A 25633-nucleotide genomic window follows, 5' to 3' on the forward strand; every position below is an offset into this window, starting at 1 on the left:
GGCTTACTCTAAAATCCAGGTAGCCGTGTCGTTGTTGCGGCAGGCTTTGCTCTTGCCGCCAACGTCAACGCACACCTTTTTGGCATTTTTGCGCGGGCGGGGACGATCGCTTTTCAGCGTGGCATCATAAAGATCGGTTTTCACGCCAGCTTTGAAGGGGACATAGCCGATTAGCTGATCCTGATCCGGGTCAGCTATCGCCAGCCAGTGGTTCTCCACTTCACCCAGTACGGTGAAGGGCTTGCCGTTTTCCAGGTAGCGAACAATTTTGCCGCTAAAGTCGGGGCTGGTCATGACCGAGGCGTTATAGAGCGCACGGTAGGTTTCATTGACCGGAGAGAAAGATTGAGGAGCCTGGACCGCATGGCGGTGGGTAAATTTGACGCCATCCACTTCACTGGTCACCAGCGTGTCGTCCGTCATCGGCGGAGGAGGAGCTTTGCATCCGGACAGAGAGAGCACTGCCAACAGGGTAAACGCGATGCTTATTTTCACATTGTTCCTCATGAATTTCATCAGTGAGACTTATCGTCCACAGGCAAAACCCCAACATTTTTTGTGCGCTTTCTGCACTATCAGGCCGCAGAGAGCATGAAAAATTATTCAGGTTTACAGAAAGATATCTACGGCAACAGTTTACATTAGGCTTTTGAGAATGGGAACCATTGCAGCGCGTCACTTTACATGTTATCTGGCCGGAGAGAGGTGACAATCTTTGCCTGAAAGGTGACAACAAGTCAATTTGATTAGTAGGAATAATCTGTATTAATGCCCCCCGTGGCAGGGTTTTGAGCAGTACCAACGTTTACGTTTTCCCGTAACGTTAAAAATATTAACTTTCCTTAACTTTTTTTCCCGCTATTTCGTTGCCCGCCGTGCGCTTTTTTCAGCGAAAAGCCAGGGCGAAAAACGCTTAAGGCACAGAAATTGCTTCTCCCTGAAAAGCGCAATTTTATGGAGATGCAAAATGAGTGAAACCCTTCCGGTGGCTCTCTCCTGGCTGCTGGCTTCGCAACAGTGTGAACGGGCCGGGCTGCAGAATTTGCTGCAGACCGGTCGTCTGACCGACGTGATAAGCCAGCTTATTCATGAACTGCAGCGTGAGCGCGGCGCCAGCAATATCTGGATATGTTCTCAGGGGCAGCTGTTTGGGGAAGAGTTGCCGCTCAGAGAGCAGCAGGTAAGCCAGGCGATAAGCAGCCTGATGCACCATCTGCCGCCGCTGCCTGCTACAGAGCACGCATGGCCGGGCAACCGCCGCCTGTTCAGCCGAATAGCTGCTGCGCTGCATGCCATCAGCGAGCTGACGGCGCTGCGTGAGGGCGTCAGGCTTTTTGGGTTCACCCATTCCGGGGCCATGGACCGGTTTAGCTTCATCATCCGTCAACTGCTCAACCTGGTTTATGAAACGATCGACACGGCCACCGATCGCGATGTTTCCCGGGCGCAGATCGCCATGTTCACTTTTATGCAGGGCAAAGAGCTGGCGGGTCAGGAGAGGGCGATCGGCTCGGCAGGCTATGCCGCAGGTCTCTTCAGTCCTGAGCAGAGCGAGAAAATGGTCAGCCTGATAGCGGCTCAGGAGCGCTGCTTTGCCAGCTTCACCCAGTTTGCTGATGCCCAAAGCCTGCAGAGATGGCGGCAGGTGAGCAGTAATGAAAATGATGTGGAGCGGTTAAGGCGCATTGCCTGCACCCGCAGCCAGCCAGAGGCGCAGGGTAACGAGATGGCGCTGCGCTGGTTTCAGCTGATGAGCCGACGTATCGACGGGCTGAAGAGCATTGAAGATGGCCTGGCTCAGCATCTGATGCTGCGCTGCCGCGAGAGTCTGCGGGGGGCAGCAGAGGCGGGCAGTGGAGAAGCCGCTTTACAGCAGGCGGTGGATCAGCTGAAAAATGAACCGGCCTATACGGTCTTTGTTGCCGGTAATGAGGGAATGGAGCATGACGGCCCGCTGGAAGCGGACGGGCTGTTGCCTGAACTCGGGCGCTCGGTGCTTGGGCTGGTACAGGAGCAGTCGCAGCGGCTGCAGGCGCAGGATGATGAGCTGGCAGCGATGCGCACTACCCTTAACGAGCGCAAGGTGATCGATCGCGCCAAGGCGATGCTGATGCGCCACCACCCCTATACCGAAGAGCAGGCCTGGCAGACGCTCAGAAAAATGGCGATGGATCAGAACCGACGCATGGTCGATATCGCCAACGCGCTACTCTCGGTTGCCGCTGTTTTTCCCACTACCACCAAATGAGTAGTTGCACAAAGGGTGTGCGAATTCTGCCTCATGCTGGGGCAGATCTGGCGTAGCGCTTATCTGCGCTCAGACCTGCCACTCCCCGTAGCACAAGGCTTCAGGCGTTCAACAGAGTCCGGAGAAAATCTGGCACAGCCTTTGCAGTAACTTTTACACAATGATGCATTTGTTTCGCCAATGGCGGTGGAGCGAGTGCTTTGGATAAAGGCGTCCTGCCGCATGCTTTCAGCATGCTGGTCGGACGCCTTTTTTTATGCGTTTTTTTCAGGAAGCCCAAGATGAGTAAAACGAAATTTCCGCTCTCCAGACGACGATTTCTTGCCGGAAGCGCGCTGCTTGGCGGCGGTTACCTGATCCCTGGCCTGATGAACAGCGTCTGGGCGGCCGGCTCTGATGCGCCGGAGAAAACTACGGTCAGAGTCGGCTTTATTCCGCTGACCGACTGTGCGCCGGTAGTGATGGCTTCTCTTAAGGGCTTCGATAAAAAATATGGCATCACGCTGCAACCCAGCAAAGAGGCGAGCTGGGCGGCGGTGCGTGACAAGCTCACTTCGGGAGAGCTTGATGCGGCACATGTTCTCTACGGCATGATTTATGGCCTGCAACTGGGCGTCGCCGGGCCGCAGCATGAGATGGCGAACCTGATGACCCTGAATCAGAATGGCCAGGCGATCTCTTTGTCGAATCAGCTGAAAGAGGCCGGGATCACGGAGATAACCGGCTTGCAGAAAGCGATAAAAGGCAAACCTGCCGGCACCTATACCTTTGCGCACACCTTTCCCACCAGCACCCATGCGATGTGGCTCTACTACTGGCTTGCAAACGGCGGTATCGATCCGTTCCGGGACGTGAGAACCGTGGTGGTGCCGCCGCCGCAAATGGTAATGAACATGAAAATTGGCAACATGAGCGGCTTCTGCGTGGGCGAGCCCTGGAACGAGCGCGCCATCAGCGACGACATCGGTTTTACCGCCGAAACCTCACAAAACATCTGGCCCGATCATCCTGAAAAGATCCTGGGTACCCGCGCGCAGTGGGTAAAAGAGAACCCTAATAGTGCCCGGGCGCTGACCGCCGCCGTGCTGGAAGCTTCACGCTGGATTGATGCTTCCGACGCCAACCGCAAAGAGACCGCGCAGGCCATTGCCGGACGGGCTTACATCAATACCAAACCTGAAACGATTGAGGGCCGGATGCTGGGGCAATACAGAAACGGGCTGGGGAAAACCTGGCAGGACCCCCATGGCATGCGCTTTTTCAACGACGGTGCGGTGAGCTTTCCGTGGCTCTCTGACGGCATGTGGTTCCTGACCCAGCAGAAGCGTTGGGGGCTGCTGAAGCAGCATCCCGATTATCTGGCGGTGGCTAAACAGATTAACCAAATCGATATCTACAGGCAGGCAGCCAGCGCGGTCGGCAATATTTCCCTTCCTGCCAGCGCGATGCGCAGCAGCACGCTGGCAGACGGCAAGGTCTGGGATGGCAGCCAGCCCGCTGAGTACGCCGACAGCTTTGCTATTCACTCCGGAGGTCAGAAATGAAAAATCAGGCTCGCGTAGTGCCGCTGATCGCCACCAACCCCACGGTGGAAGCCAGCGTTATCCCGTTAAAAACCCGTGCAGAACAGCCTGAGCCGCTCAGACGGCAGTGGTTACGTCCGGCGATCCAGCGTCTGCTTCCCGGCTTTTGCGGCATGGGGCTGCTGCTGGCGGTGTGGCAACTAGCCGCTCTCTACAGCAAAGGGTTTCCTGACCCGGCATCGACCTGGCAGGCTGCCGTTACGCTGTTTGCCGATCCTTTCTACAATGCAGGGCCGAATGATCAGGGTATTGGCTGGAACGTACTGGCCTCGCTGGATCGGGTGGCAACAGGGTTTGGTCTGGCTGCGCTGGTGGGCATTCCGGCAGGATTTTTGCTGGGCCGCTTCACTTTTCTCGGGCGGATGTTCAGTCCGGTAGTGGCGCTGCTGCGTCCGGTCAGCCCGCTGGCCTGGTTGCCGATAGGGCTGCTGCTGTTCCAGCGTGCGGAGCCAGCTTCCAGCTGGACCATCTTTATCTGTTCTATCTGGCCGATGATCATCAACACCGCCGAAGGGGTAAAGCGTATCCCTGAGGACTATCTCAACGTGGCCCGCGTGCTGCAGCTCTCCGAGCTGACCATCCTGCGCAAAATTCTTTTTCCCGCCGTGTTGCCGTCGGTACTGACCGGCGTGCGTCTCTCCATCGGCATTGCCTGGCTGGTGATTGTGGCGGCGGAAATGCTGACGGGCGGGCTGGGGATCGGATTCTGGATCTGGAATGAGTGGAACAACCTCAACGTGCAAAACATTCTGGTGGCAATCGGCATTATCGGGGTGGTGGGGCTGCTGTTGGAGCAGGGGCTGATGCTGCTGGCCCGCCGTTTCTCATGGCAGGAAGGAGGCAAATGATGCAACCCATTATTCAGGTACAGCAGGTCACTCAGCGGTTTACCACCACCAGGGGTGAGTTCCTGGCACTGGACAACGTCAGCTTCGATATTCACCAGGGGGAAACCCTGAGCCTCATCGGCCATTCAGGCTGCGGGAAATCAACGTTGCTGAATCTTATTGCCGGTCTGACTCAGCCCAGTGAAGGGGTATTGCTGTGCGATAACCGCGAAATTGCCGGTCCCGGTCCTGAGCGCGCGGTGGTGTTTCAGAACCATTCGCTGCTGCCCTGGCTGACCACCTATGACAACGTGGCGCTGGCAGTGAACCAGGTGTGCAAAGGGCAGAGCAAAGCTGAAAAGCACGACTGGATAGTGCACAACCTGGAGCTGGTACAGATGAGTCACGCGCTGACCAAACGCCCGGGGGAGCTTTCAGGAGGGATGAAGCAGCGGGTCGGGATTGCCCGTGCGCTGGCGATGAAGCCGAAGGTGCTGTTAATGGATGAGCCTTTCGGCGCGCTGGATGCCCTGACGCGGGCGCGCCTGCAGGAGGCGGTGATGGAGATACAGCAGAGGCTTAACACCACCATTGTGCTGATCACCCACGATGTTGATGAGGCGGTGCTGCTCTCTGACCGGGTGATGATGATGACCAATGGACCGGCGGCAACGGTGGGTGAAATCGTGACGGTGGATCTGCCTCGTCCCCGCAGCAGGGTGCTGCTGGCCGATGAGCCGCGTTACCACCATCTGCGTCAGCAGGTGCTGCACTTCCTCTATGAAAAGCAGTCAGCGGCGTAAGGAGAGGATCATGGCGGAGCATCTGGTGGTGGTGGGAAACGGCATGGCGGCCATGCGCATGGTGGAAACACTCTGGACGCTGGCGCCTGACCGTTACCGCATTACGGTGGCAGGGCGTGAGCCGCACGGGAATTACAACCGCATCCAGCTTTCGCCCGTGCTGAGCGGGGAAAAGTCTTTTGCTGAGACCCTGCTGCACACCCCCGAATGGTATCGGCAGCGCGGCATCACGCTGCTCAGCGGCGAAGAGGTGCTGTCGCTCGATCTGGCCAGCAAAACCGTGAGGACGGCGTGCCGCACGCTGCAGTGGGACCAGCTGGTGCTGGCTACCGGATCTGAACCGGCAATGCCATTGATTGCGGGCATTGAGCAGCCGCACGTCAGCGGCTTCCGCAAGCTGGCTGACGTAGAGCAGATGCTGGCTGACGACGGCCCGGTGGTGGTTCTGGGCGGCGGTCTGTTGGGGGTGGAAGCGGCGGCGGCGCTTCGCCTGCGCGGAAGAAGCGTCACGCTGCTGCACCGCAACGGCTGGCTGATGGATCGTCAGCTTGATGCGAAAGCGGGAGAGCTGCTGGCGGAAACCCTGACGGCACGAGGGATTGTCTGCCGGATGAACAGCGGCATTCAGCAGATTGGCCGCCGGACCGTCACCCTGACCGATGGCAGCCAGCTTGCCGCGACAAGGGTGATTGTGGCCGCGGGCGTGATGCCGGTGATTACCCTGGCGCAGCAGGCGGGAGTGACCTGCAACCGCGGCATTGTGGTGGATCGCCAGTTCCGAACCGCTGAGCCAGATGTCAGCGCCATAGGGGAATGCTGTGAGATTGAAGGTGAAACCTTCGGCGTGGTGGCACCATGCCTGGCCCAGGCTCAGCTGCTGGCGCAGCGGCTTGCGGGCGCGCCGGTCAGGGATTTTTATACTCAGGATAACGGCACCCGGCTCAAAGTCACCGGCATTGAAATATTCAGCGCCGGCGAGATTACCCAGCGTCCGGACACAATCTGCGCCACCGCTTTTGACCCCCTGGATCGCCACTATCGCCGCCTGTTTTTCCGCCATAACCGGCTGGTCGGCATGCTGCTTTATGGCGATGTAAGTGACGCTGTCACTTTGTTAACCCTGATGCAAAACGGCACCCCGACCCATTCCGCCGTGCTGATCGATCCCACTAACCCAGCGCAGCCACAGGCTGCAGGAAGCACAGAGATGAGCAAACCCACACTCGTTGTTATTGGCCACGGTATGGTCGGCCACCATTTTCTGGAACAGCTTGTCAGCCGACAGCTTCATCAGCAGTATCACATTGTGGTGTACGGTGAAGAGCGCCATGTGGCTTATGATCGGGTGCATCTTTCCGACTACTTTGCCGGTAAAGGGCACGCTGAGCTGTCGCTGGTGGCCGGAAACTTTTTCGCTGAGCACGGTATAGAACTGCGTACCCACCGACCCGTGGTGGCTATTGACCGTGAGCGTCGTTGCGTGCGCGAGGCCAGTGGTCATGAAATGAGCTGGGATAAACTGGTGCTGGCGACCGGTTCCTTTGCCTTTGTTCCTCCCATTGCTGGCAATGAGAGTCCCGGCTGCTTTGTCTACCGCACGCTGGACGCTCTGGATGCTATCGCCGCGAAAGCGCAGCACTCACGCAGAGGCGTGGTGATAGGCGGAGGCCTGCTGGGGCTGGAAGCTGCCAACGCGCTGAAACAGCTGGGGCTGGAAACCGAGGTTGTTGAGTTCGCCCCGCGCCTGATGGCGGTCCAGCTGGATGAGGGGGGCGCGGAGATGCTGCGGCGTAAAATTGCGGCGCTGGGCGTGCAGGTGCATACCAGCAAAGCCACCCAGTCGATTGAAACCCTGGAAGAGGGCACGCTGCGGCTGAACTTTGCCGATGGCAGCACGCTGGAGAGCGATCTGGTGCTCTTCTCCGCCGGGATCCGTCCCCGCGATCGGCTTGCCGCTGAAGCGGGACTGGCGCTGGGCGCACGCGGCGGCATCATGGTGGACAACAGCTGCGCCACCTCTGACGAGGCTATTTTTGCCATTGGCGAGTGCGCGCTCTGGCAGGGACAGATTTTTGGACTTGTGGCGCCCGGCTATCAGATGGCGCGGGTGGTTGCCGACAGGCTGGCTGGCGAAGCGGCGCAGTTCAGTGGCGCAGACATGAGCACTAAACTCAAGCTGCTGGGGGTGGAAGTCGCCTCCTTTGGCGATGCGCATGGCCGCACGCCGCAGAGCCAGAGCTACAGCTGGCACAACGAACCGCAGGAGATCTACAAAAAGATTGTGATCTCCGGCGATGGCAAAAAGTTACTGGGCGGCGTGCTGGTGGGCGACAGCAGCGACTACAGCACGCTGTTACAGATGATGCTCAACAGCTTGCCGTTGCCTTCCCGGCCAGAAACGCTGATCCTGCCTGCAAGCGAAGGTGCCCCGGTCAGAGCGCTGGGCGTGGCGGCCTTGCCGGAGAGCGCCCAGGTCTGTTCCTGCCACAATGTCACGAAAGGCGATCTCTGCGCGGCGGTCTCAGGCGGCTGCGGCGATATGGCCGCCCTGAAAAGCTGCACAAAAGCGGCCACCGGCTGCGGCGGCTGCGCTGCGCTGGTTAAACAGGTGATGGAGCATCAGCTGGCCACCCTGGGCGTTGAGGTGAAGAAAGATATCTGCGAGCACTTCGCCTTTTCGCGCCAGCAGCTCCATCACCTGATCCGCATGGGTGAGATCAAAACCTTTGATGCGCTGCTGGAAAAACATGGTCACGGGCTGGGCTGCGAAGTGTGTAAACCGCTGGTCGGCTCGCTGCTCGCTTCCACCTGGAATGAGTACCTGCTTAAACCGCAGCATCTGCCGCTGCAGGATACTAACGACCGCTACTTTGCCAACATTCAGAAAGATGGCACCTATTCGGTGGTGCCGAGGATCCCCGCCGGGGAAATCACTCCTCAGGGACTGATAGCTATCGGGGAAATTGCTCAGCGTTACAACCTCTACAGCAAAATTACCGGCGGCCAGCGCATCGACCTGTTTGGCGCTACCCTGGATCAGTTGCCGGAGATCTGGCAGCAGCTGCTGGCTGCAGGATTTGAAACGGGCCATGCTTACGGTAAATCGCTGCGCACGGTGAAATCGTGCGTGGGGTCAACCTGGTGCCGCTACGGCGTACAGGACTCGACCAGCTTCGCCATCGATCTGGAGAACCGCTACAAGGGCTTGCGCGCGCCGCATAAAATCAAAATGGCGGTATCGGGCTGTACCCGTGAGTGTGCTGAAGCGCAAAGCAAAGATATTGGCGTGATTGCCACTGAGAAAGGGTGGAATCTCTATGTTTGCGGCAACGGCGGCATGAAACCGCGTCACGCCGACCTGTTTGCCAGCGATTTGGATGACGCCACGCTGATCCGTTATGTCGATCGTCTGCTGATGTTCTATATCCGCACCGCTGACCGCCTGCAGCGAACCAGCGTCTGGATGGATAACATGGAAGGCGGTTTAGCCTATCTGCGCGAAGTGGTGATTGAAGATTCGCTGGGGATTGGTGCCGGGCTGGAGCAGGAGATGGCGAGAGTGGTGGAGAGCTATCAGTGTGAGTGGCAGACCACGCTGGCGGATCCCGATCGTCTTGCGCTGTTCCACTCCACGGTTAACAGCAGCAGGCCTGATGAGTCCATACGCTGGTCGCATCAGCGCGGCCAGATCCGCCCGGCAAGCGATCCGCTTCCTCACCCTGTTTCCCGGGAGATCCTGCCCTGGACCGAAGTGTGCAGGCTGGATGAGATCCCCGCTCAGGCAGGGATTGGTGCCCGGTTTGGCGGCGAGCGTATCGCGCTGTTCCGGCTCCATAATGAGGTCTTTGCGCTTGAAGACAGGGAGCCGGGCACCGCGGCCAGCGTGCTGTCGCGCGGTATTCTCGGTGACAGCGCGGGCGAAGCGATGGTGATCTCCCCGCTCTATAAACAGCGTTTCCGCCTGCGCGATGGTCTTGCGCTGGATAACAGCGGAACAGCGGTGCGCTGCTGGCCGGTGAAGGTCGAAGGCGGCAGGGTGTGGATCGCCACGCCTGAGAGCATTGCGCTACAGGCGGAAGCATCATGAAAACCACCTGTCCCTATTGCGGCGTAGGGTGCGGGGTGACGGTACTGCCACAGCCCGACGGCAGCTGTCTGGTCAGCGGTGATGCAGATCATCCTGCTAACTTCGGCAGGCTCTGCGTAAAAGGATCGGCCCTGGGCGAGACGTCAGGGCATGCAGGCCGGTTATTACATCCGCAGATAGCGGGTGAGCAGGCGAGCTGGCCCCACGCGCTGGATGAGGTAGCCCGGAGACTGCAACAGGTTATTGATCAGCATGGAGCGCAGGCGGTGGCCTTTTATGCCTCTGGTCAGCTGCTTACGGAGGATTACTACGTCGCCAATAAGCTGATGAAAGGCTTTCTTGGCGTCGCCAATATCGACACCAACTCCCGCTTATGCATGGCTTCGGCAGTGGTGGGTTACAAAAGAGCGCTGGGTGCTGACGCTGTCCCCTGCTGTTACGAGGATTTCGACGCTGCCGATATGGTGATCCTGGCGGGCTCCAATACCGCCTGGGCGCACCCGGTCGCCTGGCAGCGGCTGATGCAGGCGAAAAAGGCCAGGCCGGAGATGAAAGTGGTGGTGATCGATCCGCGCCGGACCGCCACCTGCGATCTTGCCGACTTACATCTGCCCCTGAAACCGGGCAGCGATGCGGCCCTGTTTAACGGCCTGCTGCACTGGCTGGATAAGCATCAGCAAAGGGACGAAAGTCTGACGGAGCATATTCTGGGGCTGGAGGACGCTTTAGCCGCCGCAGCGGAGTGGCATGCTGAGGCCGTGGCGGAATATTGCGAGCTTGAGGTTGCCGACGTAGAGGAATTTTACCGCCTGTTTGGCGCATCCCGGGCCACGCTGACCCTCTATTGCATGGGAATAAACCAGTCCGGCAGCGGCAGCGACAAATGCAACGCCATTATCAATGTCCACCTGGCGAGCGGCAAAATCGGTCGGCCAGGCTCTGGTCCCTTCTCCTTAACCGGTCAGCCTAATGCGATGGGGGGCCGTGAGGTGGGTGGCCTGGCAAATCAGCTGGCGGCGCATATGGGCTTCTCCGCGGAGGAGGTGGAGCGGGTACAACGCTTCTGGCAAAGCCCGCGGATTGCCAGCCAGCCGGGCCTGAAAGCGGTCGAGCTGTTTCAGGCAGTGGGACGCGGTGAGGTGAAAGCGCTCTGGATAATGGGCACCAACCCCGCCGTTTCACTGCCGGATGGCAGCGCCGTGCTGACCGCGCTGCAAAAGTGCCCGTTAGTGATCGTGTCGGATGTCTGCGCAGCAACCGATACCACCGCGCTGGCCGATATTCTGCTGCCCGCTCAGGGATGGGGAGAGAAAAATGGCACGGTCACCAACTCTGAACGACGTATCTCCAGACAGCGGGGGTTTACGAAGCCCGCGGGTGAAGCGATGCCGGACTGGTGGATCCTCTCGCAGGTTGCACAGCGATTAGGATTTTCCGGGGCGTTCGACTGGCAGCACCCTGCCGAGATCTTTCGTGAGCATGCCGCTTTGTCAGGTTTCGAGAATAACGGCCAGCGGGCGTTTGATATCAGCGGGCTGGCGAAGATCGATAATCAGCAGTGGGACAAGCTACAGCCCATTCAGTGGCCGGTTAATCAGCAGCATCCCGCTGGCTGCGCCAGATTATTTACCGATCTGCGCTTTTTCCATCCCGACGGCAAAGCGCGCCTGATCGCCGTTATCCCACGTCTGCCGGTAGCGCAGGCCGACCTGCACTATCCCCTGATTGCCAACACCGGCCGCATTCGCGATCAGTGGCATACCATGACCCGCACCGGCACGGTTCCGCGCCTGATGCAGCATTATGCGGAGCCTTTCTGCGAACTGCATCCCGACGATGCACGGCAGTATGGTCTGCGGCAGGACGATCTGGTCAGGGTCCAGTCCGATCGTGGCTGGATGGTATGCCGTACAAAAATCAGCGAAGGCGCGCTGCGTGGCAATCTCTTCCTTCCCATGCACTGGAACCGTCAGTTTTGCAGCCAGGGCAGCGTGGATACGCTGATTGCACCGACGCTCTGTCCCGAGTCCGGGCAGCCGGAAAGTAAACAAACCGCCGTGCGGGTGCGTCGCTGGAAAAGTGACTGGCAGGCCATTTTATATCTGCGAGAGGCAACTTCGCTGGGAGAGAGCGCATGGTGGGCCAAAATTCCGCAGGCCGGAGCGGTTCGTTACCAGCTTGCCGGAGAGGGGACGGCGCTGGCCTGGCTGACCGCTCAGGGGCTGCTCAGCGGACTTCAGCTGCAGACCGCGCAGGCAGACCGCGGCTATTTTCATCTGCTTGGCTGGAAGCAAGGCCGCCTTGAGCTGGCCTTCTACAGCGATCCCGGGAGGCTACCCGCTATTGATAACGAGAGAGTTATCAGTGCATTCACTCAGGCCCCGGATACGCCAGCCGGTCGTTTTGCGCTATTGGCCGGTCAGGCCCGCGCCGGCAGCAGCCAGGGCAGAACGATTTGCAGCTGTTTCGGCGTGGGGGAAGAGCGGATTGCAGCAGCGATCGCCAGAGGCTGCGACACCACCGAGGCGCTCGGCCTGGCGCTGAAATGCGGAACCAACTGCGGCTCCTGCTTACCTGAACTTAAACAGCTGATCGCCTGCGCGCAGCCGACGGTCTGAAAGAGGTTAACAATGACAACACATATTGCAGGGCTGGATAAGCTGCTTGCCAGTGAAAGCCAGCACCATCGGGTTGGGTCGATATGGCTGGTCGGGGCGGGACCTGGCGATCCTGAGCTGTTGACGGTTAAAGCGCTGCGGTTAATTCAGCAGGCAGAAGTGGTGGTCTTTGACCGGCTGGTGAGCGAGGCGATTCTGGCGCTGGTTCCGCCAGGCGCGCTCAGCATCGACGTGGGTAAAACGCCCGGCTTTCACGGCATGAAACAGTCGCAGATCAATCAGCTGCTGGTGGAGCTGGCTGCGGCGGGACAGAAGGTTATTCGCCTGAAAGGGGGCGACCCTTTTATCTTTGGGCGCGGCGGTGAAGAGATGGCCTGGGCTCAGCAGGCAGGCATTGCCTGCCATATTGTCCCCGGCATCACCGCGGCGGTGGGCTGCGCCGCGGCCACCGGCATCCCTCTGACGCATCGTGACATGGCGCAGTCGGTTCGCTTTATTACCGGCCATGGCAAAGAAGGAAAACCAGAGCTGGACTGGTACAGCCTGAAAGATCCCTGCCAGACGCTGGTATTTTATATGGGACTCACCTGGTGCGAAGCGTTAAGCGAACGGCTGATCGCCTTCGGGCGTGACGCGCAAACCCCGGTGGCTATTGTAGAGCGCGGCACGCGTGCCGATCAGCGCGTCACGCTGACCAGCCTGCAGCAGCTTGCTGAAACGGTCGAGAGGGAAAAGCCGCAGTCGCCCGCCTTGCTGATTGTGGGGGAGGTGGTGCAGTTCTACCGGGCAGACCTTGCTGGGATAATAGCAACCGAACTGAACGAAGCGCCGGTGGCGCTGAACAGCGTTTAAAATCAGCTACTGAATCTGCGGCGTAGCGCTTAACGCCGCTGGTTTCCGTTCCGCTAAGGGGTGGCGATCAGCACCCTGACACCCAGCGCTTCAAAAGCCTCGACCGAGGCTTTCGCAATCCCTTTATCGGTGATCAGATACTGGATATTGCTCCAGTCACAGGGCAGCGCAAACATCGATACCTTGTCGATTTTACTGGAGTCGGCCACCACATAGACGGTGCTGGCAGAGTTGATCATTGCGCTTTTCACCTTGATATCCGTTTCGCTGGGAAAGCTCAGGCCCAGCTTTGGGGAAATGCAGGCGGTGGCAAGAAAGAGTTTTTCTGCCAGCACGTTCTCAAAAAAGCTGGCTGCTTTCTCGCCGGAGGTAGAGAGCGTAGGAAACTTAAAGGTGCCACCGGTAAGCAAAATATTCACCCCCGGCTCGCCACCCAGCATTAACGCAATATTGACCGCCGTAGTGACCACAGAAAGCTTGTTGATGTGGCCAAGGTGCTGCGCTATGGCGGTGGTGGTGGTGCCGGAATCGAAAATCACCGTATCACCATTTTCGATATGCTGGGCAGCCAGCCTGCCGATGGCATCTTTCTCATCAAGATGGGTCTGACGTTCCAGCATCAGCGCGCCGGTATTCTGTTTGCCGGTCATTAAGGTGGCACCGCCATGATAACGCTGCACAAAACCCTCTTTCTGTAACACGCGCAGATCGGTACGAATCGTGGCCTCTGTCAGGCCAAAGGCCTCGGTCAGCATTTTGACGGTGACCGTGCCATCCTCCCTGATCATCTCCAGGATCTTTTCTCGCCGTTGTTGCATATCGGCCAATTGTTCGTTTTTGCTTTTCAACCGAAATTCTCCCTTTACTACGAAGAACGGGCCTGAATCCGCAGCAGGCCTGTTGTTATGGCAAATATTAACCCCGCTATCGTATCAATGCGAGTCCCGACAAAAAACTCTTTTCATTTTCGAATGAAAGTCATTAGCTTATAACCACCTTGATTTAACACATGTTTTTAGCACGATCGTCCCTGTCCGTTAAGGGATTAAAAGCATATATACCGTAAAATCAAGCGCTTAACTATTTAATTGGCTTTTGATTGAAATTTGATCTTCCCCACAATATGCTTAAAAACGATAGCGTATATTTTTATTCGAAAACGAACGAGCCGCAGGCGTTCGCTATCTGGCCAGCGGCGCGACAGACGAAGAGGTAATGATGGACTTTCAGGCAATCAAACAGACTGCGCGTCAGGCCCGGCGCTATGTCCTGCAAATGAATCATCGGGCGGGTAAAGGGCACACCGGCGCCGACCTCTCCGAGGTAGACATCATCTGTACGCTGTTTATGGGTGTGATGGATCGCTCAGCGGCGCGTCCCGATCAGGACCGCTTCATTTTGTCGAAAGGGCACGGCGCAGGCGGGCTCTACTGTAGCGCCGCCGCGATGGGGCTGCTTGACCCATCGGTGCTCGATCAGTTTATGGGTGACGACACGCTGCTGGCCGGTCATCCGGTGCGGCAAAAGCTGCCCGACCTGGTGGAGATTAACTCAGGCGGCCTGGGGCATGGTTTGCCGATCGGCGTCGGCCTGGCGCTGGGCAACAAGCTCTCCGGCATGGGCCATCGTCGCGCTTTTGTCCTGCTGGGCGATGGCGAGCTGGCCGAGGGATCGAACTGGGAAGCGGCAATGTCCGCCAGCAAATTCAAGCTAGATAACCTGATCGCTATCGTTGACCGCAACCGCCTGCAGCTGGCAGGCAAAACGGAAGAGATTATGCCGCTGGAGCCGCTGGTCGATAAGTGGCTGGCGTTCGGTTTCGAGGTGCTGGAGTGCGACGGGCACGACCCGCAGGCTATCGCCAACGCGGTAAACCAGCCCTCTGCCGGCAAACCGCGGGTGATCCTCGCTAATACAGAAAAGGGCCACGGCATCTCCTTTATGGCCAACGTGCCCGCTTGGCACCACTCGGTTCCCAATGATGAGCAGCTGGCCCTGGGGCTGGCAGAGCTGGAGGAAGAATAATGCAGGACTTACGCGACGCGGTCATCGCCACGCTGGTGGATGAGCAAAATAACGGGGCGAACCTCAGCGTGATGGTCGCTGACTCAACCTCAACTTCAAAAATTGCCCCGTTCGAGAAAGCCTTTCCGGATCGGGTAATCAATGTCGGCATTGCTGAACAGAATATGATTGGCATGGCGGCAGGAATGGCGCTGAGCGGCCGTACCGTGTTTACCGCCAATGCCGCACCTTTCCTGTTTGCCCGCTCCAATGAGCAGGTGAAAAACGACATCTGCTACACCGAAACCAACGTCAAAATGCTGGGGCTGAACGCCGGCTTTGCCTACGGCCCATTGGGCGCAACGCATCACTGTACCAACGATATCGCTATCGCCCGCACCTTTGGCAACCTGCAGGTATTCGCCCCTGCCGATGCCGTGCAGGCCAGCGCCATCGTCCGCTATGCCATTCAACATAACGGCCCGGTTTATATCCGAATGGACAGCGATAAGGTGCCGTTGCTGCACGGTGAAGAGTATGAGTTTGTGCCCGGTAAGCCTGAAGTGCTGCAGCAGGGAGAGGAAACCCTGGTGTTCTGTCTGGGAACGCTGGCCCATGAAGCGCTGGCCGCCAAAGATGAGAGCATCACTATCGTCTCGCTTCCTTCGCTCTGGCCGCTGGATGAGGCTGCGGTGGTGAAGCTGATTGGCACTCATCAGCAGGTGATCACCATGGAGGAGCACTCGCTGAGCGGCGGACTGAGCAGCATCATCGGCGAAATCCTGCACCGGCACAGCCTGCGTCAGCGTTTTACCGCGCTGGGGATCCCGCCCTATGAGTTTACCCACAGCAGCAGTCGCGCTGCGCTGCGCAGCCAGTTCCGTATTGATGCACAGGGATTACGTACCACCTTACAACACGTTGTGGCGGCTGCCTGAGGAGATCGCTGATGAGTAGTGAATATGATGTCAATCTGCGCTACGGCGTGGACAGCAATATGGATCTGAGCGGCAAAGTGGCGGTGGTCACGGGCGGGCTGGGCGGCATCGCCATGGCCAGCAACCAGATGCTGCTGGAAAAGGGGGCGAGCCTGGCGCTGCTTTACCCGGCGTTTGAGCAGGAGAAAGTTGGCGACGTGGCGGGGCAGTTTGCTGAGGAGCGCGTGCAGTTTGTGCAGTGCGACGTGACCGATCCCGCCTCCGTTGAGCAGGCCATTGAGCAGGTAGAGGCGCATTACGGCCAGATCGATATTCTGGTGAACTGCGCCGGCTATGTGATGCTGCAACCGGTGCTGGAGACAGAATTTGCCGAGTGGCAGAAACAGGTCGCGGTCAATCTTACCGGCCCGTTCCTCTGCTCGCAGGCGGTAGCGAAACGGATGGTCAAAGCGGGAAAAGGCGGAAAAATTATTAATATCGCCTCTCAGGCTGCCTCCATCGCTATCGATAACCATGTGGCCTACACCTCCGCCAAGGCGGGGCTGCTGGGCATGACCAAGGTGATGGCCAAAGAGTTTGCGCCGCACAAAATCAACGTCAATACCCTCTCTCCCACCGTGGTGCTGACGCCGATGGGCGAAAAAGCCTGGCGGGGAGAGAAGGGGGAAGCGATGAAGCAGCTGATCCCGCTGGGGCGCTTCGCCTACACCGATGAAATTGCCGCCGCCGTGCTGTTTTTCGCCAGCAACGGCAGCGACATGATCACCGGCGCCGATCTGATGATCGACGGTGGTTTTACCATCTGGTAAGGCTTCGCCAGCACCAGAGCCGTAACCAACGCAATACCCTACGCGCTGTACCTACAATAATGAGAGAACATCACTATGAACATGCGTTTAACCCTGTTAGCCGTTGCCACCGCCTGCACCTTCTCCCACGCAGCGCTGGCAGCTGATAAAGGCACCATCATGATTATGGTCAACTCGCTGGATAACCCCTATTACGCCTCAGAAGCGAAGGGCGCCAACCTGAAGGCCCAGGAGTTGGGGTACAAAACTTCCGTGCTGTCCCATGGCGAAGATGTCAAAAAACAGAGCGAGCTGATTGATGCCGCCATCGGCAAAAAAGTACAGGGCATTATTCTCGATAACGCCGACTCCACCGCCAGCGTGGCCGCTATTCAGAAAGCCAAAGATGCCGGTATTCCGGTAGTGCTGATCAACCGTGAAATTCCGGTCGATAACGTTGCGCTGGAGCAGATCACCCACAACAACTTCCAGGCGGGATCGGATGTCGCCAACGTCTTTGTTGAGAAGATGGGTGAGAAGGGTAAATATGCCGAACTGACCTGTAACCTCGCCGATAACAACTGCGTCACCCGTTCCAAATCCTTCCACCAGGTCCTTGACCAGTATACCGACATGCAGAGCGTGGCAAGACAGGATGCCAAAGGCACCCTGATCGACGGCAAACGCATTATGGACAGCATTCTGCAGGCGCACCCCGATGTTAAAGGCGTTATCTGCGGTAACGGCCCCGTTGCGCTGGGCGCTATTGCGGCGCTGAAAGCGGCTGGCCGCAACGATGTGATCGTCGTGGGCATTGATGGCAGCAACGACGAGCGCGATGCGGTGAAAGCGGGCACGCTGAAAGCCACCGTCATGCTGCAGGCGCAGGCTATCGCCGCGCAGGGCGTGACCGATCTGGATAACTTCATTCAGAAGGGCACTAAACCGGAGAAACAGCGCGTGATGTTCCGCGGCATTCTGATCTCCCCGGAAAACGCCGCTAAGGTGCAGGATTTTAATTTCAAATCTTAAGTCGTCGATACTGCTGCGCCCTTGCGGGGGCGCAAAGGAGAGAAGATATGTCAGGGCGAGTCTGGCTGGCAATGAGCGTGTTAGTCCTTGGCGGCTGCCGCATTGTGTCGCAACAGGAATTAGCCGACCTGAAAAATCCCCCAAATCCGCAGATGGCAAACATCACCAGCACTTACCAGCAGAAAATCGTGCCGCAGGTGCTGAAAGAGGCCAAACCGCTGGGTGAGGTCATGAAAGAGCTGGCCGCAGCAAAGACTTTTGACGACGCCTGTAAGCAGTTTGGTTACCGCAGCCAGGAAGAGAACCCCTGTGTCTTTACCGTGAAGGTGAGCGGTACCGTGTCAGTGGTTAATACCACCTCGCGCAGCGGCAAAATGACGGTGAAAGATGTCAGCGGGCAGGAAGTGGTGGTGCAGATCGGGCCGATCATCCGCGGGACCGCGCTGCGTGATGTCTACAGAGGCGCCAGCTACCAGGATTTCAATGACCAGGTGATGTTTGGCGACTACGGCAAGGCGATCAACACGCTCGCCTCCAATGAGGTGAAAAAGCTGCAGCCGAAGGTGGGCGACAGCGTGGAAGTGGATGGCGTGTTCAGCAGTTGGGATCTGCCGCAAACCCCGCCGGATATCACCCCGGCCCGTGTCGTTCGTCAGCAGGAGTCCGCTCATGGCGCAGAGTGAAGCAGATCTTCTGACCCTGGCCGGGCAGTCAGAAGTGATTATTGAAACCCGCAACGTGTCACGTATCTACCCGGGGGTAACCGCGCTGGACCAGGTGGACTACCGCGTCTACCGCAACAAGGTCAACGTGCTGATTGGCGAGAACGGCGCGGGAAAATCCACCATGATGAAAATGCTGGCTGGCGTGGAGGTGCCCTCGTCAGGGCAGATCCTGCTGGATGGCCAGGCCGTTTCGCTGCACTCCACTCAGCAGGCGGAAAAACATGGCATCAGCATCATTTTCCAGGAGCTGAACCTGTTCCCCAACATGAATGTGATGGACAACATCTTTATCGGTAATGAGTTCTTTCAGCGCGGCGTGATCAACGAGAAATATCAGTATCAGCTGGCGAAGGCTTTGCTGGAAAGGCTGGAGCTGGATGTCGATCCTTACGCCTCGCTGGGCGAGCTGGGGATAGGCCACCAGCAGCTGGTGGAGATCGCCCGGGCGCTGTCAAAAGATACCCGCGTGTTGATCATGGATGAACCCACCTCGGCGCTCAGTCAGTCTGAGGTAAAGGTGTTGTTTAACGTTATCGCCGCCCTCAAGCGCCGTGGCGTCACCATTATCTATATCTCCCATCGGCTGGAAGAGCTGATGGAAATTGGCGATCACATCACTATTTTCCGCGATGGCCGCTTTATCAGCGAGCGGGAAGTCCGCGACGCCAGCGTGCCGTGGATCATTGAGCAGATGGTGGGCGACAAGAAAAAGCATTTCGATTATCAGGCCGCTGACCAGGGCGAAACGGTACTCAACGTCACCGGCCTGACGGCACTGGCGCAAAACGGCGGCTATAAGCTGAACGACGTCACCTTCTCGCTGCGTAAAGGCGAAGTGGTTGGCATTTATGGCCTGCTGGGGGCCGGACGCACCGAGCTGTTTAAGGGGCTGATTGGCCTGATGGCGTGCCAGAGCGGCAGCGTCACCCTGAACGGCGAGTGCCTGGATAAACGCAATTTCCAGCACCGGCTCAAGCGAGGCATTGCGCTGGTGCCGGAAGATCGCAAGGGGGAAGGGGTGGTCGAACTGATGTCGATCAAAACCAATATGACGCTGAGTGACCTGAGCTTGCGCGGCTTTCGCCGGGCGCTGAATCTGCTGCATCCGCGTCGGGAAGAGGTCCGGGTCAACGAGATGATCGAGCGGCTGGCGATCAAGGTCAGCGATGCCGAACTGCCGATCACCTCCCTCAGCGGCGGCAACCAGCAGAAAGTGGTGCTGGGCAAAGCGCTGATGACCGGCCCTGAAGTGGTGCTGCTGGATGAACCCACGCGCGGCATAGACGTTGGCGCCAAAACGGACGTTTACCACCTGATCGGCTCAATGGCCGGTCAGGGACTAGCCGTGATGTTCTCCTCCTCGGAGCTGGATGAAGTGATGGCGCTGGCTGACCGCATCCTGGTGATGGCGGACGGCAAAATCACCGCCGATCTTCCCCGGGCTGAAGCCACCCGCGAGCGGCTTATCACCGCTTCCACCCCACACGATTAGCTGGCGCCCCGGGCGTTAAGGAACATGTTATGAACCAGAAATACCTGCTTTATATGTACCTGCTGAAGGCGCGGACGTTTATCGCCCTGCTGATCGTGGTCGGTTTTTTCAGCGTGATGGTGCCGAACTTTTTAACCCCTTCTAACCTGCTGATCATGACGCAGCATGTGGCGATCACCGGCCTGCTCGCCATCGGCATGACCCTGGTGATCCTGACCGGCGGCATCGACCTTTCGGTCGGGGCCGTGGCCGGAATTTGCGGCATGGTGGCGGGCGCGCTGCTGACCAACGGCGTGCCGCTGTGGGGCGGCCAGGTGCTGTTCCTCAACGTGCCGGAAGTGATCCTGGTGGTGGCGATTTTTGGCGTTATCGTCGGGCTGATCAACGGCGCGGTTATCACCCGCCTGGGCGTAGCTCCCTTTATCTGTACGCTGGGGATGATGTACGTCGCGCGCGGCGCGGCGCTGCTCTGGAACGATGGCAGCACCTATGCCAACCTGGTCGGCCTGCCGCAGCTGGGCAATACCGGCTTTGCCATTCTCGGTTCCGGTACCCTGCTCGGGGTCTACCTGCCCATCTGGCTGATGGTCGGTTTCCTGCTGCTGGGTCTCTATATCACGCGTAAAACGCCGTTAGGGCGCTATATCTATGCCAGCGGCGGCAACGAGTCGGCGGCACGCCTGGCGGGTGTGCCGATCGTCAAGGTAAAGGTCTTTGTTTACGCTTTCTCCGGCCTCTGCGCGGCGCTGGTGGGGCTGATTGTGGCTTCTCAGCTGCAGACGGCTCACCCGATGACCGGCAACATGTTTGAGATGGATGCCATCGGGGCGACCGTACTCGGCGGAACGGCGCTGGCGGGCGGGCGCGGGCGCGTCTCGGGTTCCATTATTGGCGCATTTGTGATCGTGTTCCTTGCCGATGGCATGGTGATGATGGGGGTCAGCGACTTCTGGCAGATGGTGATCAAAGGTCTGGTTATCGTCACCGCCGTGGTTATCGATCAGTTCCAGCAGCGTCTGCAGAGCAAAGTGGTGCTGATGCGTCGCCATGAAAAAAAGCAGGCGGCCGCGCCGCTCTCTGAGGTCAGCCATGGCTAGAGATTTGATTGTCGCGCTGGATGAAGGCACCAGCAATGTAAAAGCGGTAGTGATTGACGCGCGCGGGCAGGTGGTGACAAAAGCGTCACGTCCGCTGACGGTGGAGACGCCGCACGCTGGCTGGGTGGAGCAGGATGGCATGACGCTGCTGGAGACCTCGCTGGCCGTGATCAGAGAGGTGATCCGGACGGTGGGCGAGAATCGTGTTGCGGCGCTCGCTATCAGCAACCAACGCGAAACAGCGATGGGGTGGGAGCGTGAGACGGGTAAACCCATTGCGCCCGCCATCACCTGGCAGTGTTCGCGTTCTGCGCCATTTTGCGATCGGCTGAGGCAGGACGGCCAGGATGAGACGATCCGTTCGGTTACCGGCCTGCCGGTTGCCACGCTCTTTTCCGCCTCGAAAATGCGCTGGCTGCTGGACAATACGGCTGATGGCGCGGAGCGGGCTGCAAAAGGCGAGATCTGTCTGGGCACTATTGATGCCTGGCTGCTGTGGCATTTCACCGGTGGCAGGCAGTTCCGCTGCGACACCTCGAACGCGGCCCGTACGCAGCTGCTCAATTTGCAAACCGGGCAGTGGGACGAGGGCATGCTGGCGCTCTTTGGCCTGCCGCGGATTGCGTTGCCGGAGATCGCGCCTTCCAGCGGGCTGTTTGGCACCACCCGCGGAGTGAGCGGCATTCCCGATGGCCTGCCCATTCTGGCGATGATTGGCGACTCCCATGCCGCGCTCTATGGCCACGGCCTGGGAGCGGCGGGCGGAGTGAAAGCCACTTATGGCACCGGATCGTCGGTAATGGCGCCGTTGCTCACGCCCGATACCAGCATAACTGAGCTGGCTACCACCGTGGCCTGGCATGATGGCGAGCGTATTGTTTATGGCCTGGAAGGCAATATCCCCCATACCGGCGACGGCGTGGCGTGGATGGCGCAGGCCACCGGGCTGACGGATGGTAAAGGCGAGGTGCTGAGCAGGGCGCTGCATGAGCTGCCAGCCAGCATCGACTCGACGCTGGGGGTCTATTTTGTGCCGTCACTGACCGGGATGGGCGCGCCCTGGTGGGACAATCAGGCGCGTGGGGTCATCACTGGACTGAGCCGTGGCGTCACGCCAGCGCATCTGATCCGCGCCTCGCTGGAGGCGATCGCTTATCAGATAGCCGACGTCATTGCCGCCATGCGTCAGCATCCCGATTTTCATCTGCAGAGGCTGATGGTGGACGGCGGGCCGACGCAAAACCCGTGGCTGATGCAGTTTCAGGCCGATCTGCTCGGCTGTCCGGTTGCCCGCAGCAGCACGCCAGAGCTTTCAGCATTGGGGGCAGGATTACTGGCGCGGCGTGCGCTGGAACAGCTTGATGAGCAGCAGCTGAGCGCGTTGCTGCCTGAACATGAACAGTGGCTGCCTGACGAGACGCGTCACCAGCAGCTGGCCGAATCCTGGCAGGGCTGGCGTGACGCGGTGCAGCGTACGCTCTGGCAGCCTGCTGCACAATCCTTAAGGAGAACCGAATGAGACGTAATTTTCAGGGCAAAACCGTGGTGATCACCGGCGCCTGTCGCGGCATTGGCGCGGGTATCGCAGAGCGCTTTGCCAGCGAGGGCGCCACTCTGGTGATGGTCTCTAACGCAGAGCGGGTCTTTGAAACCGCAGAAAAGCTGAAGGCGGCGCACGGCGGTGAAATCCTGGCTTTGCAGGCCGATATTACGGATGAAGCCCAGGTGCAGCATCTCTATCAGGAAGCTGCCGCGCGCTTTGGCACCATTGATGTATCGATCCAGAATGCTGGCGTCATTACCATCGACTACTTCGATAAAATGCCGAAATCCGATTTTGAAAGAATTCTGGCGGTCAACACCACCGGCGTCTGGTTATGCTGCCGTGAAGCGGCAAAATATATGGTGAAACAGCGCTCCGGCAGCCTGATCAACACCTCTTCCGGGCAGGGACGACAGGGCTTTATCTATACGCCCCATTACGCCGCCAGCAAAATGGGGGTGATTGGCATTACGCAAAGCTTGTCGCAGGAGCTGGCGCCCTGGAACATCACGGTGAATGCCTTCTGTCCGGGCATTATTGAAAGCGAGATGTGGGATTATAACGACCGGGTGTGGGGGGAGATCCTCAGCACGGCTGAAAAAAGCTATGGCAAAGGCGAGCTGATGGCGGAATGGGTGCAGAATATTCCGCTGAAGCGGGCAGGTCAGCCGCAGGATGTGGCGGGACTGGTCGCCTTCCTGGCGTCCGATGATGCGCGTTACATCACCGGACAAACCATCAACGTCGACGGCGGTTTAATCATGTCCTGAAGCGCGTTCAGTCGTTGCCATACCGTCCAATCAGACCGGCCGCACCCAGCGTGTGGCCTTTTAATTTACTCAGTAACTCATCCCGGGTTAATCCCTGACCCAACCCGTTTGCCGGTAAGTCGGTAGCGATCAGCGTGAAATTGTAGTGATGCTGGCCGGTGCCCGCTGGCGGGCAGGGGCCGTAATAGCGGAGTGTGCCGGGACTGTTTTTGCCGCCGGTGTAGCCTTTCCCGTCACTCAGCTCTCCCCGCGCAAAGCTGGTGCGCTGAAACGGAATGTTGTAAGCCACCAGATGGTTTACGCCCAGTCCTTTCGCGCCAACCGGATCCACCAGAGTCAGCGCAAAGCTTTTGGTGCCTTGCGGTGGGTTAGTCCAGCTCAGCGCGGGGGAAATCCCTTCGCCAGTACAGCTGGCATTACCTTTAGCGTTACCCGCAAAGGTTTTCGCCATGACCTCATTATCGTTAAAATCTGGCGAACTCAGGGAGAAAAGGGGAGCCGCGCTGACCGCCGTAGCGCAGGCCAGCAGGGAAACAGAGAGCAACGTTCTTTTCATCGGACAATTCCTTTTTTAAACAGGCCAGCAGAAAGCCTGGCGGATAAACCCATGTTCTGCCAGTGGGTTATGCTGCTCCCTTGCTGAAATCAATCCGCCACGACGGTGCCGTCAGGGGGGCAACCTGTGCTAAGCTACCCTTTCACTCATTTTGTGAGCTATCTTACATTTTCACTGATAAAACAGTGTTGCCAGACGGCAATTAATGAGGTTATGAGAAAATTTTACCCCCTCCGCTCCCTGAGTGGCGCGCTGGTGCTGATAATGGCTGGCGGCGCTGACTCCCATTACGCGCAGGCGCTGACCACGGATACCCGTGTCGCCGATGCGCCCTTTGACGATCCCACACGTTTCAGCCAGTCACTGCCTGAGTTGGGCGGCGGTGCCAGTGATAACAGCGCGCTGGAGCAGCGTGTTGCCCAAGCGATAAAAACCATCGGTGAAGCCAGCATGAACAGCGATGACGATCAGTCACTGGGCAGCGAGGCGGGGCAGTGGGCGTTTAATCATTTCCGCGATGAAGCCACAAAACGCGCCGAGACCGAAGGGCAAAACCTGCTTTCCCCTTACGGAAAGGCGAGCCTGTCGCTGATGGTGGATATGGAGGGCAGCTTTGACGGCACCTCGGCTCAGTTGGTGACGCCGTGGGCGGACAACTACCGCTATCTCACCTTCAGCCAGCTGGGCGTTCAGCAGACGGATTACGGGCTGGTGGGCAATGCGGGGTTAGGGCAGCGCTGGGTGGCGGGTGACTGGCGGCTGGGCTATAACGCGTTTATCGACGATATGCTGGAGTCCAGCCAGCAGCGCGGCTCGCTGGGGGCCGAAGCCTGGGGAGATTATCTCCGCTTCTCGGCAAATTACTATCAACCGCTTTCCGGCTGGCGCGATAAAACGCATCTGACAACGATGCGCATGGCCCGGGGATATGACATCACCACTCAGGGCTATCTGCCGTTTTACCGTCAGCTCGGCGTCTCGTTAAGCTATGAACAGTATCTGGGCAATAACGTCGATCTCTTCAACAGCGGCACGCTGGGCAGCAACCCTGCAGCCATTGAACTGGGCGTCAGCTACACGCCAGTGCCGCTGTTCACCGTGACCGCTTCCCATAAAACCGCCGACACGGGCGAGACGCAGGATCAGTTCGGTCTGAAGATGAACTATCAGATTGGCGTGGCGCTCAGCAAGCAGCTCTCTGCGGACAATGTAGCCGCCGCCCGTTCGCTGAGCGGCAGCCGCTACGATACGGTAAACCGTAATAACACACCGGTGATGGAATTCCGTCAGCGTAAAACGCTTTCGGTCTTCCTGGCAACGCCGCCGTGGCAGGTTCAGCCGGGCGAAACGCTGCCGCTGAAGCTGCAAATCCGCAATGCCAACCCAATCACGGCCATCAGCTGGCAGGGTGATACCCAGGCGCTAAGCCTGACGCCGCCGGCCAGTAATGTTAATCCGCAGGGGTGGAGCATTATTATCCCGGCGTGGGACAGCACCCCGGGTGCAGCCAACGAGTATCGTCTGTCGGTGACGCTGGAGGACAGCAAGCAGCAGCGTGTCACCTCTAACTGGATCACGCTGAAGCTGGTGCCGCCTGTTACGCTGCAAAATGGTGCGGCTAACTCATTCGATTTAATGGCACCTTAACAGAAGGTGTCCCTACCATGCCC

Annotated in this window: 20 protein-coding genes; 17 read left to right on the forward strand and 3 right to left on the reverse strand. The window is 58.5% G+C overall.

The window, feature by feature from the left end; translation table 11 throughout:
- Positions 1 to 3: 3 nt before the first annotated feature.
- Positions 4 to 516 carry an SH3 domain-containing protein gene (locus tag Q3V30_RS08920; RefSeq protein ID WP_306212441.1) on the reverse strand — a complete coding sequence of 171 codons (513 nt, stop codon included), beginning with the start codon at positions 514 to 516 and terminating at the stop codon, positions 4 to 6.
- Between the two features lie 451 nt (positions 517 to 967).
- Between Q3V30_RS08920 and Q3V30_RS08925 the strand changes: the two genes are divergently transcribed.
- The 7 genes from Q3V30_RS08925 to cobA all read left to right on the forward strand — a co-directional run bounded on the left by Q3V30_RS08925 (position 968) and on the right by cobA (position 13018).
- Positions 968 to 2248: a nitrate regulatory protein gene (locus Q3V30_RS08925; RefSeq protein ID WP_306212443.1), complete on the forward strand. Its 1281-nt coding sequence runs from the start codon at positions 968 to 970 to the stop codon at positions 2246 to 2248.
- Positions 2249 to 2529: 281 nt separating this feature from the next.
- Positions 2530 to 3792 carry a CmpA/NrtA family ABC transporter substrate-binding protein gene (locus tag Q3V30_RS08930; protein WP_306212445.1) on the forward strand — a complete coding sequence of 421 codons (1263 nt, stop codon included), beginning with the start codon at positions 2530 to 2532 and terminating at the stop codon, positions 3790 to 3792.
- Positions 3789 to 4679 (forward strand): nitrate ABC transporter permease, encoded by an 891-nt coding sequence (gene ntrB, locus Q3V30_RS08935; RefSeq protein ID WP_306212447.1) that lies wholly within the window; start codon positions 3789 to 3791, stop codon positions 4677 to 4679. Before Q3V30_RS08930 ends, ntrB begins: the two co-directional genes overlap by 4 nt.
- The gene (locus Q3V30_RS08940; RefSeq protein WP_306213142.1) at positions 4679 to 5461 is read left to right on the forward strand and encodes an ABC transporter ATP-binding protein; all 783 of its coding nucleotides are present in this window, start codon (positions 4679 to 4681) and stop codon (positions 5459 to 5461) included. Before ntrB ends, Q3V30_RS08940 begins: the two co-directional genes overlap by 1 nt.
- A gap of 10 nt (positions 5462 to 5471) precedes the next feature.
- Positions 5472 to 9548: a nitrite reductase large subunit NirB gene (gene nirB / locus Q3V30_RS08945; RefSeq protein ID WP_306212449.1), complete on the forward strand. Its 4077-nt coding sequence runs from the start codon at positions 5472 to 5474 to the stop codon at positions 9546 to 9548.
- Entirely contained in the window at positions 9545 to 12166 is a 2622-nt protein-coding gene (locus Q3V30_RS08950) for a nitrate reductase (RefSeq protein WP_306212451.1), read from the forward strand. Before nirB ends, Q3V30_RS08950 begins: the two co-directional genes overlap by 4 nt.
- A gap of 12 nt (positions 12167 to 12178) precedes the next feature.
- Positions 12179 to 13018, forward strand: coding sequence for a uroporphyrinogen-III C-methyltransferase (gene cobA, locus Q3V30_RS08955; protein ID WP_306212453.1), 840 nt, complete (start codon positions 12179 to 12181; stop codon positions 13016 to 13018).
- Between the two features lie 53 nt (positions 13019 to 13071).
- Here the strand turns inward: cobA and Q3V30_RS08960 are convergent, their stop codons facing one another.
- Complete coding sequence (locus tag Q3V30_RS08960) at positions 13072 to 13866, reverse strand: DeoR/GlpR family DNA-binding transcription regulator (RefSeq protein WP_306212455.1); 795 nt, start codon at positions 13864 to 13866, stop codon at positions 13072 to 13074.
- Positions 13867 to 14236: 370 nt separating this feature from the next.
- Here Q3V30_RS08960 and Q3V30_RS08965 point away from each other — a divergent pair, with 370 nt between their 5' ends.
- The 9 genes from Q3V30_RS08965 to Q3V30_RS09005 all read left to right on the forward strand — a co-directional run bounded on the left by Q3V30_RS08965 (position 14237) and on the right by Q3V30_RS09005 (position 23407).
- Positions 14237 to 15043, forward strand: coding sequence for a transketolase (locus Q3V30_RS08965; RefSeq protein WP_306213144.1), 807 nt, complete (start codon positions 14237 to 14239; stop codon positions 15041 to 15043).
- Positions 15043 to 15960, forward strand: a complete 918-nt coding sequence (locus tag Q3V30_RS08970; RefSeq protein WP_306212456.1) for a transketolase family protein — start codon at positions 15043 to 15045, stop codon at positions 15958 to 15960. Before Q3V30_RS08965 ends, Q3V30_RS08970 begins: the two co-directional genes overlap by 1 nt.
- An 11-nt stretch (positions 15961 to 15971) precedes the next feature.
- The gene (locus Q3V30_RS08975; RefSeq protein WP_306212458.1) at positions 15972 to 16769 is read left to right on the forward strand and encodes a GolD/DthD family dehydrogenase; all 798 of its coding nucleotides are present in this window, start codon (positions 15972 to 15974) and stop codon (positions 16767 to 16769) included.
- 75 nt (positions 16770 to 16844) lie between these two features.
- Positions 16845 to 17780 (forward strand): D-ribose ABC transporter substrate-binding protein, encoded by a 936-nt coding sequence (locus tag Q3V30_RS08980; RefSeq protein ID WP_306212460.1) that lies wholly within the window; start codon positions 16845 to 16847, stop codon positions 17778 to 17780.
- Positions 17781 to 17827: 47 nt separating this feature from the next.
- Entirely contained in the window at positions 17828 to 18463 is a 636-nt protein-coding gene (locus tag Q3V30_RS08985; RefSeq protein WP_306212462.1) for a DUF2291 family protein, read from the forward strand.
- Positions 18450 to 19997: a sugar ABC transporter ATP-binding protein gene (locus tag Q3V30_RS08990; RefSeq protein ID WP_306212464.1), complete on the forward strand. Its 1548-nt coding sequence runs from the start codon at positions 18450 to 18452 to the stop codon at positions 19995 to 19997. Before Q3V30_RS08985 ends, Q3V30_RS08990 begins: the two co-directional genes overlap by 14 nt.
- Positions 19998 to 20026: 29 nt before the next feature.
- Positions 20027 to 21094, forward strand: coding sequence for an ABC transporter permease (locus tag Q3V30_RS08995; RefSeq protein ID WP_306212466.1), 1068 nt, complete (start codon positions 20027 to 20029; stop codon positions 21092 to 21094).
- Complete coding sequence (locus Q3V30_RS09000) at positions 21087 to 22613, forward strand: FGGY family carbohydrate kinase (protein WP_306212468.1); 1527 nt, start codon at positions 21087 to 21089, stop codon at positions 22611 to 22613. The genes Q3V30_RS08995 and Q3V30_RS09000 overlap by 8 nt, the downstream gene beginning before the upstream one ends.
- Positions 22610 to 23407: an SDR family oxidoreductase gene (locus Q3V30_RS09005; RefSeq protein ID WP_306212470.1), complete on the forward strand. Its 798-nt coding sequence runs from the start codon at positions 22610 to 22612 to the stop codon at positions 23405 to 23407. Before Q3V30_RS09000 ends, Q3V30_RS09005 begins: the two co-directional genes overlap by 4 nt.
- 7 nt (positions 23408 to 23414) lie before the next feature.
- Here the strand turns inward: Q3V30_RS09005 and Q3V30_RS09010 are convergent, their stop codons facing one another.
- Positions 23415 to 23963 (reverse strand): YbhB/YbcL family Raf kinase inhibitor-like protein, encoded by a 549-nt coding sequence (locus tag Q3V30_RS09010; protein ID WP_306212472.1) that lies wholly within the window; start codon positions 23961 to 23963, stop codon positions 23415 to 23417.
- Between the two features lie 213 nt (positions 23964 to 24176).
- Here Q3V30_RS09010 and Q3V30_RS09015 point away from each other — a divergent pair, with 213 nt between their 5' ends.
- Positions 24177 to 25610: a YchO/YchP family invasin gene (locus Q3V30_RS09015; protein WP_306212474.1), complete on the forward strand. Its 1434-nt coding sequence runs from the start codon at positions 24177 to 24179 to the stop codon at positions 25608 to 25610.
- Positions 25611 to 25633: the final 23 nt, after the last annotated feature.

Source organism: Erwinia pyri, from assembly GCF_030758455.1.
GTDB lineage: Bacteria > Pseudomonadota > Gammaproteobacteria > Enterobacterales > Enterobacteriaceae > Erwinia > Erwinia pyri.